This is a genomic window from Pseudomonas sp. GW823-FHT04A03, from assembly GCF_058796615.1.
Genome location: NZ_JBXAIV010000005.1, coordinates 212,006 through 228,824 on the forward strand (window position 1 = coordinate 212,006; position 16,819 = coordinate 228,824).

The following is a 16,819-nucleotide window of genomic DNA, read 5'->3' on the forward strand; positions in this document are numbered from 1 at the left end:
GCAGGCTATTGGTCTGTTGTAAGAGCCATTGATGACCAATTTCATAGGTCCATTGCCATGCCCGATTCGACAACGCTGTCGCTGCCGTTCAACCCTGCCGGTATCGAACTCGACCGCCGCAAAGGCCTCAGTCGTCAGCTCTACCAGGCCTTGCGCCTGCGGGTGCTCGACGGGCGCCTGGCCAGCGGCACGCGACTGCCTGCCAGTCGCGATCTGGCGGCTGCGTTGGGGATTTCCCGTAACAGCGTGGTACGTGCCTACGATCAACTGTACGCCGAAGGTTTCATTGAAGGCCGGGTCGGGGACGGCACTTATGTGGCGCAGTTGCCGCAATCGGTGGCGCCGGCGAAAAAATTATCCACAAAAGTATCCACAGGGTTTTCAACAGGCTTACCCACAACCTTATCCACAATTTCGGACAATTCCACTGGGTATTTATCCAGCAAAGTTATCCACAGCGGCGCGTTGCAGCGGCTTGGGCAGAACCATTTACCGACGCCACCGAGCGGTCCGCCGCGAGCATTCCGGGTCGGTGTTCCGGCGTTCGATCTGTTCCCGTTCGACGTCTGGGCCAAGCTGAACGCGGCGTTTTGGCGCAAACCCGATTTGCAGCAACTGTGTTACGGCGACCCGGCGGGCGATGCGCGCTTGCGTGGTCTGATCGCCGCTTATTTGCGCAGTTCGCGCGGTATGCAGTGTTCGGCTGAGCAAATTGTGATCACCAGTGGCGCGCAACAGGGAATCAGCCTTTGTGCACAGTTGCTGGTGGAGCCGGGCGCCGGCGTAGGCATTGAGAATCCCGGCTATCGCGCTGCGGGTCATGCGTTCGCGCTGGCCGGTGGTCGATTGCACGGTATTGCCGTGGACGAAGAGGGGATCGACTGCGCGGCTTTGGCGGCTGCCGAAGATTGCCGAGTGGCTTATGTCACGCCGTCTCATCAATACCCGACCGGGGTGGTGATGAGCCTGGCGCGCCGTCTGGAACTGCTGGCCTGGGCCGAGCGCACCGGCGGCTGGATCGTCGAGGACGACTACGACGGCGAATATCGCTACACCGGCGCGCCCTTGGCCCCGCTGGCTGCGCTCGACCGCCAGGGGCGCGTGTTGTACGTCGGCACTTTCGGTAAAGTCGCGTTCCCGGCGCTGCGCCTGGGTTATCTGGTGTTGCCGCCGGGGCTGGTGGAAGCCTTTGCCCAGCGACGCGCGGTGGATGTCCGGCACTCCGAAGTGAGCACTCAAGCGGTGATGGCCGAATTCATGGCGGCCGGGCACTTCCAGCGGCACATTCGGCGGATGCGTCGGGCAGCCCTGAGTCGGCGTAACGCCCTGATCAACGGTTGGCCGCACGGATTGGCGGGTGTTGGCGATCTGCCGGCGGTGTCGGCCGGGCTGCATCTCACCGTGGCGGTCGACAGCGTGGCCCGCGAACAACAGCTGATCGAGCAGGCCGCCAGCGTGGAAGTGGAGGTCCACGGCCTGAGTAAATACTGGCTGCCGGACTCGACGACCCCGATCGATCAGCGCGCCGGACTGGTGCTGGGTTTTGCGGCGGTACCGGAGCCGGCGATCGAGTCGGCACTGGCCCGTTTGCGCGAAGTCTGGCGCCCTTAACCGTCTTTCGGTTGAGCCTCCGCCTGCGATTTCAGGAACAGATCGCGCACTTGCGGATCGACGATACGCCGTAGTGCGTTGTCGACGGCATCGAAGGTGTTGAGTGCCTGCCGGGTTTTGTCATCGAGCGTCTGCAGATAGGCATCGGCCGGTTTCAGGTGGGCGGTGGTGTACAGCTCATCCGCATCCCCGAGCTGGTCGTAGTGGAAATGCGCCACCCACAGCGGCTTGTCAGCGTTGTTCCTGTCGAGAATCCGGTACTCCTGAAAGTAGTCCCCGCGATAACGGGTACGAATGCGCCCGCGAGGGTCTTTGCTGACCTTGACCTGCCCGTTGTCGTTCAACCAGTGGAAATAGGTTTCCCTAGGTTTGCGGTGTTTAAGCATGGCCGCATAGACCGCAATGCCTTCGGCCTGTGTGCGGATGGCACCCGCGCGCAGGTTCGGGATGAGGGAGGCCACGGGCCAGGGATCCTTCCTGGCGTTTTTTCTTCGGGTAATGGCGCTGTCGACGTCATTGGCCGCTTGCTTGAGCCGCGCGACTTGCTGTTCGAACATGTCGCGGATGTCGGCGGGAATGCGCCCTGGTCGCTTGGCATCCTCGCGGGTCTTGCTGTTGAACCGGTCGATGTCCGCTTCAAGCTGGATGGCCGATGAAAGAAGGTCCTCGTCATCCTTGGGCACCTTCGGGTCAGGCCGTCGAGTGGAAAGTTTGACGAACGCGACCTCTGCGCTGGAGTCGCTGCCCGGGGCAGTGGAAGCCTGCTCGTCCACCTCTGGGCGGGGGCGGCTCTTGGAGACCTTCACTTTGGACTGTGATGTGGAGGGCTGGGGTCTGGACTTGACGGGTGCCGGTCGTTCCTCAGGTTCAGGCAGTTCCGTGGTCAGTCGATTGCGAGCCAGCAGGTGGAACTCGCCGATCAGCTCGCGAACCCTTTCGAGTCGGGCCTGGACGAACTGGCCGGGATGGTCGGCTGGCAGCCGTTCGACACGTTCACCGAGGCTGGCGAAGAGGTCGTTCCATTGCGACAGGCGTTCGATACGCGCTGGCTGCCCGTCTGCGGTGATCGCTGTCTTGTTCAGCAGGATCAATTCGTGACCGGCGTCGGCAGCCGTGGCCGTGATGATCCCGATGGCAGCACGGGCGGCATTCATGGCGGCCCCCGGCTGTTCCACGACACAGCGTTCGTAGGACATGCCGATTTCATTGGCTTTGAGATCGAGCGGGCTGAAATCCGGCAGCAGCAATTCCAGTCGGGTGGCCACTTCTCTGGCCTTGGCCGAGTGGCTGTTCAAGACCTGCAGCGAACGGTCCAGGGTCTGCAGGCTGACAATCATTTCGTCGCTCATCGCGGTGGCGACGGTGGCTATTTCGATCTGTTTGTTTCGCGGTATCGCTGTCTGGTTGATTGCGCTGTCGACGAATATTTGCGTGGTCTTGGCATAAGTCCGCATCTTCACTCGCAGCCACGAGCCCAAACAGCGGTGCTGACCCAATGTAAGGCTCATCAGTTTGGCCTGGTGTACCGAGCCGCCGCCCCCCGCCTCGCGCCAGATTTCGAGTTGTTCCAGGGCCTTGGTGTAGTCATTGCCCAGCTTCGTGGCCCGGTCCAGATAAATGGACGCGGAGTGCTCGAATCCGGCTTCGCTGATATCCCGTGGAAGGGCGACCAGCGCTCGCAGCAGCTGTGTTTTCGCTTCGGTTTCGCCTGCTTCAAATTGCTCAAGCTCAGTCCACGCTGCGTCCATGATCTGTTTTTTGGATCGACGGAATGCCTCGATCCGGCTTTTCGGCATGCCGCCGCGCAAGCGCAGTTTCGGGTCCCAGTGCCATTGTCCGGCAGTCTCGTCGTATTTCAGCGCCATGCCGATACGCTTTGGGTCGGCCGGGTCAACGATGTGAACCGGCTCGTCTGGCCGGGCGACCACTTCAAACCAGCGCGTGCCGACCTGGGCGCACGTCTTGCCGTCGAGGGTGTAGAGGTGAGTGACCGACGAGGCTCGTTTACCGTTCAAGTCAGGTGCAGCGATCCTGAAACGGTCGAGCATCGCGATGAAGCGTGCGCTGGTGCCAGGTCGCAACAGCGTCCCCTGTTCGAGCTGAGTGAAATGCCCGACAGGGACTTCGCCGGTGACAACCAGCGGATCGAGGGTGACGGACGGCGCGACCGCTGGCGCAGGTTGCGGCGTCCTCGCGGACTCCACGCTCTCCGACGCCGCTTGCTCGAACTCGTACGATTCACTCCGGCGCGGCGACCAAGAGCGGTTGCGTCGTACCACGGCGTGCTGAGTCATGATGATGCCGAGGGTGAGCAGGACATCGGCGGTGGATTGCCAGGCCACCAGATTGTCGTCGCGTTCATGAGCATCAATCGCCTGCTGAATCTGCGTGATGGTCTGCCAGACCCAGACAGCCGTACCAGCTGCGCCGCTCATGAAGTTCGCGGCGACGCTGAAAATGGCCCAGCCGCTGTCCGCCAGAAGTGCCCAGCGGCGCTCACGGTTGGACTGTGACTGACGGTTCGCAAGCTCGACCAGTGCCTGACTGTTCGCCGTATACAGCGAAGCCAGGATGTCGCCGTCGAGCGGCGCATTTTCCAGTTCGATCGGGCCGGTCAGATCCAGATGCATGAACGGTTCCGTGGCGAGTTGGGTGACGATCCACGGCGAGGGCAGACCTACCGGGAAGGCGTATTGCGAGTACTCGAAACTCTGGGCCGCGCTGCCCAGCCAGGCGAGTACCGAATTGCGCAGTTCGCCCGCCTGATACAGTGCATACATCAGGTTCTGCAACGAAGCGAACTGCATCAATGGGGTGTCCAGCAGCGGTCGGTACAAAAGACAGGGACCGTGTGCGTGATCTCGCGGACAAATGATGAACATGTTGGCGACCACGTCCGAGCGCCGGCTCAAGCGGCGACGCGGGACGAACGCCAGAGGCCGGATGGTCACCGGATGTTCGGCCACCGGCAGTTTGCGGTTGATGGCATCCATCAACTGGCAGACATAGGCATAGCCACGCTCATCGACTGCACCCTGGCGCCTGAGTTTGCACTCCAGCGCGAGCATCGGCAGAAGCGTCGGCAGCTGGCGCAGATAGCGGGTCCGGTGCGCGGCCGAACGGATCGGGTCATCGATCAGTGCGCGTTTGATCAATTGCGGATAGTCACCGCCGATGTCGATCTTTTCCGCGATGGCGCTCAGAAAGTCCACCGTCAGCCAGTCAGGTAAGGTTCGGCCATCGTCGAAGGCGATCGTGGCCTGATAGGGCGCGGTATTTTGCAGGGCGAATTCGCCGAGGGTTTCGTGTACCCGGTCAAACGGGTTGGGCAGCGTGAAGCCGCCGGTTTCGAGGCTGTTCGTCACCGTGATTCGCAGCTGTTCCAGAGGCAGGTCGGCGGCGCCTTCAGCGCTTTCGTCGGCAATGATCGCTTCACGCATCCGGCGTTCGGCGTAGGGTCTGATCAGGGGAATGTCGTCTTCCCTGAACGCGCCATTCCCGGCTTCGTTGCGCAACGTGCCGAGCTCGGCGACGTAGCGACTGTAGTCCTGAAGGTCATGCGCCGATCCATCGAGCAACCAGTCGGGAATGGCCTCTTCCAGCTGGTCGAGTCGAGCCCGCTCAAGTGGGCTGAATCGACTGCGGCGCTGGCGCCCGGAACCGGCGTGGGCACTGATCGACCGGCTGGCGGGATCCAGTGCCTCGATCGCGCCGAGCTGGTTGCTGATCTGCGCCTGTGCAACGGCATCGAAGATGTTTCCTTCGGGCTCGATCAGGCGCCATTTCAAGGAGCGATCGGACAGCTGGGGATCGAGTCGCTGCGGCAATGTTTCTCCCAGCGCGGTCAGCGAGTCGAATGATTCATAGCCATCGGCAACGGTGTACATCAGGATCCGGTTTCGTTTTTTGACGGTGGCGGTCAGCACGAGAGCCCCGGCGACAAGCAGGTGTGTGCTGTCCTCACCGTCGACGAGTTCGATGTCCATCAGGCAGGCTTTCAGTCCGACGAAATCGTTGGCTGCGGTCGAGCGTTCACTCCGGTCCGGATGCTGCGCGACAAATCGTGCCAATGCGCATGCATCGGCGTCCCAGCCGCTGGCCGACTGCACATTCGCCGCTGAGCACAACTGATCGGACAGCTCTTGCCAGCGTGGCTGGCCATTGGCGGACTCGTTCCAGTAATCGAGCTGGCGCTGCTGATACTCGAGGAACAGAAAAGGTGCGAGGTCGTTCACCAGCGCAGTGATGTCGTCCATGCTCACCGGCAGAAGAGTGGGAGGAACTGCGTTGGGTGTTCGGGTCAGGAAGTGCTCGCCTTCGATGTAATCGGCCGTGGTCTTGTGCAGGCAGTGCTGGATGAAGGCATGGGTCAGCGACTCGAAGGCGAAGACCCTGGCGGTGTTCTGTGAAGTGTCGGTCTCGCGCAGAGGCGTCGCGAGCATGCAGCGATCCGGATCGATGTGTTGGTCGGGATAGCTTTTGTTCAGTCCTTCGCGCAACAACGTCGAGGCGACTTGATGCAGCGAGTAGCCCTGGCCGGTCAGTTCGACCAGCCGGCTCTGTTTCAGCAAAGGAGGGGAAACGTCTGGGGCGGCGGCAGATTCAGTCATGTTCATGTCCACGGGAAAAAACCGGACACTAGAATCCTGGCCGCGCTGCGATGCGGTACATAGATCTTGCAGGCAAAAAAAGACCCGCGGCTGCGGGTCTGGTCGGGTTGCAGCGCTTCAGGTACCGGACTTGATCTTGGTCCACGCCCGGGTCCGCGCCCGTTCCGCATCGCGCGGCAACGGTTGCAGGGTGTAGAGCGTGTTCATCGCCGCATCGGTCGGGTACAGATTCGGGTTGTTGCGAATCGCCGGGTCGACCTGCGCGGTGGCGTCCTTGTTCGGGTTCGGATACCCGACAAAATCGCTGACCGGCGCAATCACCTGCGGTTGCAGCAGGTAGTTGACGAAGGTGTAGGCGTCCTGCGGGTTCTTCGCCCCTTTCGGGATGGCGAGCATGTCGAACCAGATCGGCGCGCCTTCCTTCGGCAGGCGCATGTCCACCACCACGCCGTTCTTCGCTTCCTTGGCGCGGTTGGCGGCCTGGGAGAAACTGCCCGAATAGCCGACGGCGACGCAGATGTCACCGTTGGCGATATCGGCCATGTACTTGGACGAATGGAAGTAGGTCACGTACGGGCGAATCTTCATCAGCAGCGCTTCAGCCTTGGCGTAGTCCGCCGGGTTCTTGCTGTTGGGATCGAGGCCGAGGTGTTGCAGAGCCAGCGGCAGGATCTCCGACGGCGAGTCGAGAAGGGCCACGCCGCATTGCTTGAGCTTGCTGATGTTCTCTTCCTTGAAGATCAGGTCCCAGCTGTCCACCGGCGCGTTGTCGCCCAGCGCGGCCTTGACCTTGGCCGGGTTGAAGCCGATCAGGATGGTGCCGTACATGTAGGGCACGGCGAACTGGTTGCCCGGGTCGTTGGCTTCGATCAGCTTCATCAGTTTCGGATCGAGGTGGTCCCAGTTCGGCAACTGGCTGCGATCCAGCGGCTGGAACACCCCGGCCTCGATCTGCTTGGCGAGGAACACGTTGGACGGCACCACCACGTCGTAGCCGGAGTTGCCGGTCAGCAGCTTTGCCTCCAGCGCTTCGTTGGTGTCGAAGATGTCGTAGACCAGTCTGGTCTGGCTGTTCTGCGCCTTGAAGTCTTCCAGTGCCTTGGGAGTGATGTAGTCGAACCAGTTGTAGACGCGCAGGGTGCGTTCTTCCGCGTGTGCGGCGCCGCTCAGCAGCGCCGCGCACAACGCTGGCGCGATGAGGTGCTTGAGTTTGCTCATTGTTCGAAACCTTCAAGCACGTTCACCGCGTTGATGCCGATTTCTTCCACCGCGTAGCCACCTTCCATGACGAACAGGGTCGGTTTGCCGAGGGCCGCGATGCGTTTGCCCATCGCCAGGTAATCCGGACTGTCGAGCTTGAACTGCGAGATCGGGTCGTCCTTGAAGGTGTCGACACCCAGCGATACGACGATGATGTCGGCACCGTAGTTGTCGATCTCCTGGCAGGCCTGATCCAGCGCCGCGCTCCAGACGTCCCAGCCGGAACCGGCCGGCAGCGGATAGTTGAAGTTGAACCCTTCACCGGCGCCTTCGCCGCGCTCATCCTCGTAGCCGAGGAAGAACGGGAATTCCGCTTCCGGGTGGCCGTGGATCGAGGTGAACAGCACGTCGCTCCGCTCGTAGAAAATCGATTGGGTGCCGTTGCCGTGGTGGTAGTCGACGTCGAGGATCGCGACCTTCTTGTGGCCCTGATCGAGGAATGCCTGCGCAGCGATGGCGGCGTTGTTGAGGTAGCAATAACCGCCCATCAAATCGCCTGCCGCGTGGTGTCCCGGCGGACGGCACAGAGCGAAAGCGCCACGGGCGCCACGCTGGATTTCGGCTTGTGCGGTCAGCGCCACTTGCGCCGCGCTGTACGCCGCTTGCCAGGTGCCGGCGGTGATCGGCGCGCCGCCGTCAAAGCTGTAATAACCGAGCTGGCCGTGCAGGCTGGTCGGTTTGACCTGACGCAAGGTGCGCGCCGGCCAAGTGTAGGGCAGCAAATCGCCGTCGGTGTTGAATTCGGTCCAGCGCGCCCAGGCACCTTTGAAGAAGTCGAGGTAGTCGCGGCTGTGAATGCGCTCGATCGGCCCGAGGCCGAAATCCTTCGGCGCCTCGACCGGGCCGAGGTTTTGGTTTTTCACCCGTTGCAGTACGTGGTCGGCGCGCGACGGCATCTCGAAGCAAGGCTTGAGCTGCCCGTCGATCAATTCACAGCGGCCATGGTGCAGGTGGTGATCGTCAGAGTAGATCGTCAGCATTTGTTGTTCTCCGCAGGGGCTGATTCGGTTGATCACAGTGTTGCGGCGTGGGCCGAATCGGAGAACGGCCAGAGAGGCCAAAAGGGGATCGATGTGGCCAAAAATACTGACCTGATATCGCCCCTCGACGGTTTAACCGTGTGGCCGGAACTGACTCGGCGCCACGCCGCTCCAGCGCACGAAGGCATGGCGGAAGCTCGCGGTCTCGCTGAAACCCAGGGTTTCGGCGATGCGGTAGATCGGTAGCTGATCCTCGCAAAGCATCTGCTTGGCCCGCTCGAAACGCAGTTCGTCGAGCAGCTCCTGATAGCTGCAGCCCATGTCCTTCAGATGCCGGCGCAGCGTGCGCGGTGAACAGTTCATCTGCTGCGCCAGACCTTCCAGCCCCGGTGCGGCATTGAGTTGCGCACTGAGCAACTGGCGGATCCGCCCCAGCCACGCCTGACGGCCAGTGAACTCGGTGTTCTGTTTGCGGCAACGCTCGGCCATGGCCTGGTGGGTGATGATGTCGGCCAGCGGCAGCGGTTGATCGAGCCAGCGCCGGTCGAAGGCGAAGGCGTTGTCCTTGGCGCCGAAGTGCAGGGGGGCCTTGAAGTGTTCGGCGTAGCTGTCGCGATAGTCTGGCGCGGCGTGTTCGAAGCGGGTGGCGAGCAGAGGCAGCGGATGGCCGAGCAGGTCATCGCAGATGACTTTCAGCGACACCAGACAGAACTCGGCATTGAACACCGCCATTGCCGGGCTCTCGCGATAATCGGCGGCGACGAACCAGACACGCTCGCCGTCGTCTTCCAGGCTCAGTTCGAAAAGTGTTCCCAGCAGCGCCGGATACCGGATCGCCAGCCGCAAAGCGTCACCGAAGGTGGCACAGGTCAGCAGCGCGTAACCGAGGATGCCGTAGCAGGAAACGTGCATGCGCCGGCCCAGTTCCAGACCGATGTCATGCTTGAGCGCGACCGCGTTGGCGCAGACCTGCATCTCCTGATTGGTGGTGATGCGGGTGTCGGCCCGGCTCAGATCCGCCGCGCTGATGCCGCTGCCGGCCAGCAGCGCTTCGCTGGACAGGCCTTGATCCCTGAAGGTGTTGAGCACCAGGGAGACGGCGTTGAGGGTGGTGAGGTGGGAGTGGAGCATGGGGGCGTCCCGAGCGAAATACATATCCTTGAAAGCAAATTACATACCAGAAATTGATCTCGATTGTTTGTGGTAGTTAATGTTTATGGAGACGGCCACTTTTTTGTTCGTCATATATAGGGTCATGGCTCCCGCCTGTTTAACTTAATGCGAAATAGTTGTTTTGGCGACTGTCAGAAGTAACAGGTTTTTAAGTATGTGGGTGCCGTTTGTCGATTAGTTGCTAATTATCTTTATTTAAGTCTTTTTGTTTGATTTGTGTTTGTCTGGGTCTACGCTAAGTTTGTAGTCGTAATGTGTGGAATATTTCACAAAGGAGAGTGAGGAAATGAATTCGAAAAACAAAGAAGTCGAAGATCGTCGTACTTATATTGAAAACGTATTGGAAAAATACGGAAAAGGAAGGAATCCTGTAGGTGAGGGGAGCATGAAAGGGACGCTGGATGACCAGCCTTTTGAATCTGAGGCCGACTCATGGGTGGAGCATGCAGACAAAAACGGAAAGAGGTTACTGCTCCTGTTCAAGAGCAATCACTCCGGTATTAATCTGGAGGTCGATCAATCAGCTTTATCCTCGGTTGTGTATGATTTTCGTACGGGTTATGGCGATTTTTTTAATTTTCTTCTTGGTAATGATCCCAGTCGTTGGGATGCGGACACAGCAAAGCTTTCTAATGTGTCCTTTGACGCCAGCACAGGAAGGCTTCAGTGCGACGTTGATGCGACTCTTTGGCGCGGTGATCCTCCGAATCAGGAAACAGCAAAATTAAAGGCAAAACTCCTTGTGGTTAAACCCGTGAAATAGTCGATACCCCTCCATCGCAGTACGGGGTGGTATTGCTGATCATCATTGGTCCAGGCGCTGATTCACTGTAACAGCAGCACAGCAACCTTGGTCAATTGCACGGTGGGTTGTAGTTAAACGCGGCCGGCAGGGAAGTAGCTTTCACGACGCCGCCCTGATGCTCCAGACGTTTGAACGGATGACGGCGGAAAACTGCGCACTTTCGCGCAACGGGTCGGCGCCAGCAGGTATTTGTTTTATAAGCTCTATATATAAACTCACTTCTATTAGGGATTGCATAATGGAAAACTCAAAGGGAACAAAAATTACACTTGATGATTTCAAAGAACTGAAGGCCGGTACTGCAGTTGGAAGCCTTTCTGTTCAAGTTGATGATGTCAAGGTCTCCATGCAGGCGCGCGCAGGCAGGGATGGAGAAACTATATTTTTAGAGTTTAAAGATTCCAGGGGAACGAACGTCATCATGATCGGTGTCAGCCGAAGTTATTTAGGGCAGTCTATCGAGGTTCCTAAATTTTTTCTTTACTATAAAGGCAATGGCACCGGCTGGACAGCGGACAAAGGCAGTTTGTCCATACGTGAAGAAAACAGTTCGAAATACAGTATTCGCTTTGATGCTACCGCAACGGCGCAATCGGTTCGGCTGATTTACGGCGAGGCCGAGGTAGAGTTTCGGTAGGATTTTATTGTGGCTGCTGAGTTATGGAGAGGAACGGTTTTTCCGATAACAAGTGTTGCGCATTTTCGATAAAAATGGTGTTTCGATATGGGTGTAAATCTACTTTACTTCTTCCGGATGTATTTTATTCCTCCCGTCGCGATACGACGGGGGGAATTATTTGAAGGTTTAAATCAGCTCGCCGCACAGGTCTAGCTCGACCAGTCGCCGCACTTCAGCTGTCTCAAGACCCGCACCGAGCAATCCGTTCAACTTGCCGAACGCTGCTTCGCGAGTCATGCCGCCACCGGACAGCACGCCTACACCACGCAAGCGGCTGCCGGCTTCATACACATCCAGTTCCACACCACCTTCATGGCACTGCGTAACCGCAACCACGACCACGCCGTTGTCCCGCGCCCGGCCAAGGCTGGCGAGGAACTCCGGGTTGTCGCTTGGCCCGGTGCCGCTGCCGTAGCACTCCAGCACCAGACCCTGAATGCCGCTGTCGAGCAGGCTGTCGATGATCTCGGCGCCGATTCCCGGGAACAGCGGCAACACCGCCACCTTGGCCAGTTGTTTGGGCTGGTTGTAGTTCAGCGCGGCCGGCAGGGAGGTGGCTTTCACGCCGCCGCCCTGACGCTCCAGGCGTTTGAACGGATGACGGCCGAAGCTGCGCACTTTCGCGCAACGGGTCGGGGCCAACAGTTCGCCGTGGAAATACAGATGCACGCCCGGCGCCAGACCGTGGCCGAGGGCGACCAGTGCGCCGCTGAGGTTTTCCCAGGCGTCGCTGTCGGTGACGCCGGCCGGCAGCATCGAACCGGTGAAGCACACGCGGGCATGCAGGCCGAGCAGCTGAAAGCTCATGGCGGCGGCGCTGTAGGCCAGGGTGTCGGTGCCGTGCAGGATCAGCACGCTGTCGCAGCCTTGCACATCGACGGCGTCGACCACCGCTTCACGCAGTTGCTGCCAGTAGGCCGGGGTCATGTTGGCGCTGTCGATCAGCGGCGACATCTCGCGAAAGCGCCACTGCGGCACCACCAGCTCAGGCTGACTGTGCAGGTACTCGCGCATCCGCGCTTCGAAACCGGAGGCCGGGGCCAGGCCGTTGGCGCTGGCCTGCATACCGATGGTGCCACCGGTGTACAGCACCATGACGTGCTGGGCGGCAGGGTAGGTCGAGGAATTCATGGGGAGTTCTCCTGAACGAGGACAGCATGCGGTCGAGCATGACGCCGACCGCCGCTTGTGTCACGCCGGGCGCAAGACCTGCGCCCGGTTTTTACCCGATCAGCGTTGCGCTGCAGGGATGCCTTGCGGCTGAGCGTTGGCCTGAGTGTCGGCCGACGGATTGGCAGGCCAGGCGTTCAGGTCCAGGTCCAGGTCGCTGAACTTGCTGGAGTCGAACACCGGCTGGCTGACGCCGGCACGGCGCTGCGCGTCATAGTCGCGCATCACGCGCATGCCGACCTTGAACAGCATGGCCAGGGCCACCAGGTTGACGAAGGCCAGGCAGGTCATGGTGATGTCGGCGAAGGCGAACACGGTCGACAGGTCTTGCATCGAACCCCAGACCACCAGCGCCAGCACCAGGCCGCGGAACGTCATCAGTGCAGCGCGGTTGCGGGTGAGGAACTGCAGGCTGTTTTCGCCCAGGTAGTAGTTGTAGAGGATGCAAGTGAAGACGAACAGCGACAGCGCGACGCTGACGAACATGCGGCCCCAGTCACCGACCACGGCGGCCAGCGAGTTCTGGGTCAGGACGATGCCGTCACCTTCGAAGCCCGGGGTGTAGAAGCCCGACAGCAGGATCAGCAGCGCGGTGCAGGTGCAGATCACGAAGGTGTCGAGGAACACGCTGAAAGCCTGAACCACGCCTTGAGCGCCCGGGTGCTTCACGGCAGCCACCGCGGCGACGTTCGGCGCACTGCCCAGGCCCGCTTCGTTGGCGAACACGCCACGCTTCACGCCCATCACGATTGCGCTGCCGAGCAGGCCGCCGAAGGCCGGATCGAGACCGAAGGCGCTCTTGAAGATGGTTTCCAGCATGGCTGGCACGTGTTCGATCTGGGTGCCGATCACGTACAGGGTCACGCCGATGTAGGCCAGGGTCTTGATCGGTACCAGCAGGTCGGACACCGAAGCGATGCGCTTGATGCCGCCGATGAAGGTAATGGCCAGCAGCACCGCCAGGACGATACCGGTGTGTTGCGGATCAAAGGCAAAGGCGTTTTGCAGCGAGTGGGTCACGGTGTAAGACTGCAAGCCGATGAAGGCGAAGCCGTAGGTCACCAGCAGCAGAATCGAGAACACCACCGCCATGCCTTTGAGTTTCAGGCCGTGCTGGATGTAGTAAGCCGGACCGCCACGGTACAGGCCGTCGCCATCGGCGCGCTTGTAGACCTGGGCCAGCGTACATTCGAAGAAGCTGCTGGACATGCCGACCAGAGCGGTCACCCACATCCAGAACACTGCACCCGGACCACCGAGGGTCACGGCGATGCCGACACCGGCGATGTTGCCTGCACCGACGCGGCCGGCGAGGCTGAGCATCAGGGCCTGGAACGAGCTGAGTTGCCCGGCGCTGCCTTTGAGGCTGTCGCGGAACACCGCGAACATGTGGAAGAAATGGCGCAATTGAACGAAACGCGAGCGAATCGTGAAGTAGCTACCGAGCCCGACAATGAGCACGATCAGTACTTTCCCTGAGAGGAAGTCGTTGATGACTTCGAGCATGGATTTTTCCTCGCTGTTTATTGTGTAAGCAAATGCTGGATGGTCGGAAACATCGCGTTACACCGGTGTGCGCGCGGCACAACAGGCGAGGCGAGGGTTTCGTCCCGGATCCATATCGCGGGTTTGTTATTAGTTCGGGTTTCGCATGGGTTATGGCCTCGTTACCGACGACCGCTCACGCGAAGAGGGGCGGCACTATACCGATCAGTGCGGCGCCCGTCTGCACGGTTGTGGTGCAAGCGACGAAACGAAGCTTTGAAACACCCGACGTTACCGGCGTCGGGTTTGTGTGAAAGCTGATTTGCGGTCAGCTTCCATACATACGGTTCTCAGGTTCAAACAGTTAAAAAAAAGGGCTTGAGGAATGATCCCCAAGCCCTCAAAAGGTGAGAGGTGTCTAGTCCCTCGACCTGGTGAGCGGTGCTACAAGTAACGCGTCGGATCAGGCCTTCAGAGGCACCAGACGCGGAGCAATCATGTTTTCCGGGCGCAGGATGTCGGCGAGCATGGCTTCGTCGAGCAGACCTTCTTCGCGCACCAGTTCCAGCACGCCGCGGCCGCTTTCAAGTGCGATACGGGCGATGCGGGTGGCGTTTTTGTAGCCAATGTACGGGTTCAGTGCGGTGACCAGACCGATCGAGTGTTCGACCAGTTCGCGGCAGCGCGCTTCGTTGGCGGTGATGCCGACGATGCAGTGCTCGCGCAGCATGTCCATGGCGCGTTGCAGCAGACGGATCGAGTCGAGGATCTTGAAGGCGATCAGCGGCTCCATCACGTTCAGTTGCAGTTGGCCGCCTTCGGCTGCCATGGTCAGCGCCAGATCGTTACCGATGACCTGGAATGCCACCTGGTTCACGGCTTCCGGGATAACCGGGTTGACCTTGCCTGGCATGATCGAGCTGCCTGGCTGACGCGCCGGCAGGTTGATTTCGTTGATGCCGGTGCGCGGGCCGCTGGACAGCAGGCGCAGGTCGTTGCAGATCTTCGACAGCTTGACCGCGGTGCGCTTGAGCATGCCGGAGAACAGCACGAAGGCGCCCATGTCGGAGGTGGCTTCGATCAGGTCGGCTGCAGGAACCAGCGGCTGACCGCTGATCAGCGCCAGACGCTGTACGGCCAGGGCCTGATAGCGCGGGTCGGCGTTGATGCCGGTACCAATCGCGGTGCCGCCCAGGTTCACTTCGGTCAGCAGTTCCGGGGCCAGCGTCTTCAGACGGGCCAGGTCTTCACCCATGGTGGTGGCGAAAGCACGGAATTCCTGACCCAGGGTCATCGGCACGGCGTCTTGCAGCTGGGTACGACCCATCTTCAGGACGTGGTTGAATTCTTCACCCTTGGCCGCGAATGCCTGAATCAGGCTGTCGAGGCTGGCCAACAGCGCGTCGTGACCCAGCAGCAGACCCAAACGGATCGCGGTCGGGTAGGCGTCGTTGGTCGACTGCGCCATGTTCACGTCGTCGTTCGGGTGCAGGTACTGGTACTCGCCTTTCTGGTGACCCATCGCTTCCAGAGCAATGTTGGCGATCACTTCGTTGGCGTTCATGTTGGTGGAGGTACCGGCGCCACCTTGAATCATGTCGACCACGAACTCTTCGTGGAAGTCGCCGCGGATCAGACGTGCACAGGCTTCGCTGATGGCAGCGTGCTTGGCTTCGCTCAGGTGACCCAACTCGCGGTTGGCGTCAGCGGCGGCCTGTTTGACCATTGCCAGACCGACAACCAGCTTCGGGTAGTGCGAAATCGGAACGCCCGAGAGGCGGAAGTTGTTCACCGCTCGCAGGGTCTGGATGCCGTAATACGCTTGAGCAGGGACTTCGAGGGCGCCAAGCAGGTCGTTTTCTGTGCGGAATGATGCAGCGGAGGACATGATAGAAATCATCTCGATATGGACCCGGTCTGTGCCGGAACGCTGCGAATGCTAGGCTTGTGGGAATTTTTGGGCCAATGCTGTTAAACACTGCCCTATGCACATTCGGCATAATGCCCGTGTGACGCCGCGTGCGCGGCAGACGTGTGACCTGTTTTGGTGCGTGTCCGGGAGGACGTGATGAATCTGGAAAGCAAATGGCTCGAGGACTTCAGTGCTCTGGCCGCCACCCGCAGCTTCTCGCAGGCGGCCGAACGACGCTTCGTGACCCAGCCGGCTTTCAGTCGGCGGATCCGCAGCCTGGAAGCGGCGCTGGGCCTGACGCTGGTCAACCGCTCGCGTACGCCGATCGAACTGACGGCGGCGGGGCAACTGTTCCTGGTGACCGCGCGCACGGTGGTCGAACAGCTCGGTGAAGTGCTGCGCCATCTTCATCATCTGGAAGGCGGGCAGGGCGAAGTGATCCAGGTCGCGGCGGCGCACTCGCTGGCACTCGGCTTCTTTCCGCGCTGGATCGCGCAACTACGCAACGAGGGCCTGAACATCGCTACCCGGCTGGTGGCAACCAACGTCGGCGACGCGGTGCACGCGCTGCGTGAGGGCGGTTGCGATCTGATGCTGGCGTTCTATGACCCGGACGCAGCCATGCAGATGGACCCGGAAATCTTCCCGTCGCTGCACCTGGGCCAGACCGAGATGCTTCCGGTGTGTGCGGCGGACGCCAACGGTAAGCCGCTGTTCGATCTGGAAGGCGAGGGCAGTGTGCCGTTACTGGCCTACAGCGCCGGGGCGTTTCTCGGGCGCTCGGTGAACGGGTTGCTGCGCCAGCGTCAGCTGCGCTTCACCACGATTTATGAAACCGCCATGGCCGACAGCCTGAAAAGCATGGCGCTGGAAGGCCTCGGCATTGCCTGGGTGCCGCAACTGAGCGTGCGTGCCGAATTGGCCCGGGGCGAACTGGTAGTCTGCGGCGGCCCGCAATGGCATGTGCCGCTGGAAATTCGCCTGTACCGCTGCGCGTTGGTACGCAAGGCCAATGTGCGGTTGTTGTGGCGCAAGCTGGAAGGCGGAGCGGCGAGCAGTAATACCTGATTGAAAGAAGCAGAGGCGCAAGTTGTCTTGCGCCTCTGTCTGGGGCTTGTAATTTCTACAGGACGA

General features: G+C 60.5%; 11 protein-coding genes and 1 pseudogene. 4 read left to right on the plus strand and 8 right to left on the minus strand.

Annotation, left to right across the window (positions count from 1 at the left end; all coding sequences use genetic code 11):
- Positions 1 to 57 precede the first annotated feature (57 nt).
- Positions 58 to 1,611: a MocR-like pyridoxine biosynthesis transcription factor PdxR gene (gene pdxR / locus AC1Q9F_RS15855; protein ID WP_492620263.1), complete on the plus strand. Its 1,554-nt coding sequence runs from the start codon at positions 58 to 60 to the stop codon at positions 1,609 to 1,611.
- On the opposite strand, the gene AC1Q9F_RS15860 is transcribed toward pdxR, so the two are convergent.
- The 4 genes from AC1Q9F_RS15860 to AC1Q9F_RS15875 all read right to left on the minus strand — a co-directional run bounded on the left by AC1Q9F_RS15860 (position 1,608) and on the right by AC1Q9F_RS15875 (position 9,592).
- The gene (locus AC1Q9F_RS15860) at positions 1,608 to 6,221 is read right to left on the minus strand and encodes a dermonecrotic toxin domain-containing protein (RefSeq protein WP_492620262.1); all 4,614 of its coding nucleotides are present in this window, start codon (positions 6,219 to 6,221) and stop codon (positions 1,608 to 1,610) included. The genes pdxR and AC1Q9F_RS15860 overlap by 4 nt on opposite strands.
- Positions 6,222 to 6,338: 117 nt before the next feature.
- Entirely contained in the window at positions 6,339 to 7,439 is a 1,101-nt protein-coding gene (locus AC1Q9F_RS15865; protein WP_492620261.1) for a polyamine ABC transporter substrate-binding protein, read from the minus strand.
- Complete coding sequence (locus AC1Q9F_RS15870) at positions 7,436 to 8,461, minus strand: histone deacetylase family protein (protein ID WP_007954279.1); 1,026 nt, start codon at positions 8,459 to 8,461, stop codon at positions 7,436 to 7,438. The genes AC1Q9F_RS15865 and AC1Q9F_RS15870 overlap by 4 nt, the downstream gene beginning before the upstream one ends.
- Positions 8,462 to 8,593: 132 nt before the next feature.
- Positions 8,594 to 9,592 (minus strand): AraC family transcriptional regulator, encoded by a 999-nt coding sequence (locus tag AC1Q9F_RS15875; RefSeq protein WP_492620260.1) that lies wholly within the window; start codon positions 9,590 to 9,592, stop codon positions 8,594 to 8,596.
- Between the two features lie 328 nt (positions 9,593 to 9,920).
- On the opposite strand from AC1Q9F_RS15875, the gene AC1Q9F_RS15880 reads away from it, so the two are divergent.
- Complete coding sequence (locus AC1Q9F_RS15880) at positions 9,921 to 10,397, plus strand: hypothetical protein (RefSeq protein ID WP_492620259.1); 477 nt, start codon at positions 9,921 to 9,923, stop codon at positions 10,395 to 10,397.
- Positions 10,398 to 10,465: 68 nt separating this feature from the next.
- Here the strand turns inward: AC1Q9F_RS15880 and AC1Q9F_RS15885 are convergent.
- Positions 10,466 to 10,624, minus strand: a pseudogene (locus AC1Q9F_RS15885) (asparaginase); the annotation flags it as partial.
- Between the two features lie 53 nt (positions 10,625 to 10,677).
- Here AC1Q9F_RS15885 and AC1Q9F_RS15890 point away from each other — a divergent pair.
- Positions 10,678 to 11,076 (plus strand): hypothetical protein, encoded by a 399-nt coding sequence (locus tag AC1Q9F_RS15890; RefSeq protein ID WP_492620258.1) that lies wholly within the window; start codon positions 10,678 to 10,680, stop codon positions 11,074 to 11,076.
- Positions 11,077 to 11,244: 168 nt separating this feature from the next.
- Here AC1Q9F_RS15890 and AC1Q9F_RS15895 read toward each other — a convergent pair whose 3' ends face one another.
- The 3 genes from AC1Q9F_RS15895 to aspA form a co-directional block, all read right to left on the minus strand.
- On the minus strand, positions 11,245 to 12,249 hold the full coding sequence (locus AC1Q9F_RS15895) for an asparaginase (protein WP_492620257.1): 1,005 nt from the start codon (positions 12,247 to 12,249) through the stop codon (positions 11,245 to 11,247).
- Positions 12,250 to 12,348: 99 nt separating this feature from the next.
- Positions 12,349 to 13,794 carry an alanine/glycine:cation symporter family protein gene (locus tag AC1Q9F_RS15900; protein ID WP_492620256.1) on the minus strand — a complete coding sequence of 482 codons (1,446 nt, stop codon included), beginning with the start codon at positions 13,792 to 13,794 and terminating at the stop codon, positions 12,349 to 12,351.
- A gap of 442 nt (positions 13,795 to 14,236) precedes the next feature.
- Positions 14,237 to 15,661 (minus strand): aspartate ammonia-lyase, encoded by a 1,425-nt coding sequence (gene aspA, locus AC1Q9F_RS15905; protein ID WP_003229645.1) that lies wholly within the window; start codon positions 15,659 to 15,661, stop codon positions 14,237 to 14,239.
- A 180-nt stretch (positions 15,662 to 15,841) separates the two neighbouring features.
- Between aspA and AC1Q9F_RS15910 the strand changes: the two genes are divergently transcribed.
- Entirely contained in the window at positions 15,842 to 16,753 is a 912-nt protein-coding gene (locus tag AC1Q9F_RS15910; RefSeq protein ID WP_207984360.1) for a LysR substrate-binding domain-containing protein, read from the plus strand.
- Positions 16,754 to 16,819: the final 66 nt, after the last annotated feature.

Coding starts and splice junctions, on each gene's coding strand:
- pdxR (WP_492620263.1), top strand. CDS start 58: ATGCCCGATTCGACAACGCTGTCGCTGCCGTTCAACCCTGCCGGTATC.
- AC1Q9F_RS15860 (WP_492620262.1), bottom strand. CDS start 6,221: ATGACTGAATCTGCCGCCGCCCCAGACGTTTCCCCTCCTTTGCTGAAA.
- AC1Q9F_RS15865 (WP_492620261.1), bottom strand. CDS start 7,439: ATGAGCAAACTCAAGCACCTCATCGCGCCAGCGTTGTGCGCGGCGCTG.
- AC1Q9F_RS15870 (WP_007954279.1), bottom strand. CDS start 8,461: ATGCTGACGATCTACTCTGACGATCACCACCTGCACCATGGCCGCTGT.
- AC1Q9F_RS15875 (WP_492620260.1), bottom strand. CDS start 9,592: ATGCTCCACTCCCACCTCACCACCCTCAACGCCGTCTCCCTGGTGCTC.
- AC1Q9F_RS15880 (WP_492620259.1), top strand. CDS start 9,921: ATGAATTCGAAAAACAAAGAAGTCGAAGATCGTCGTACTTATATTGAA.
- AC1Q9F_RS15890 (WP_492620258.1), top strand. CDS start 10,678: ATGGAAAACTCAAAGGGAACAAAAATTACACTTGATGATTTCAAAGAA.
- AC1Q9F_RS15895 (WP_492620257.1), bottom strand. CDS start 12,249: ATGAATTCCTCGACCTACCCTGCCGCCCAGCACGTCATGGTGCTGTAC.
- AC1Q9F_RS15900 (WP_492620256.1), bottom strand. CDS start 13,794: ATGCTCGAAGTCATCAACGACTTCCTCTCAGGGAAAGTACTGATCGTG.
- aspA (WP_003229645.1), bottom strand. CDS start 15,661: ATGTCCTCCGCTGCATCATTCCGCACAGAAAACGACCTGCTTGGCGCC.
- AC1Q9F_RS15910 (WP_207984360.1), top strand. CDS start 15,842: ATGAATCTGGAAAGCAAATGGCTCGAGGACTTCAGTGCTCTGGCCGCC.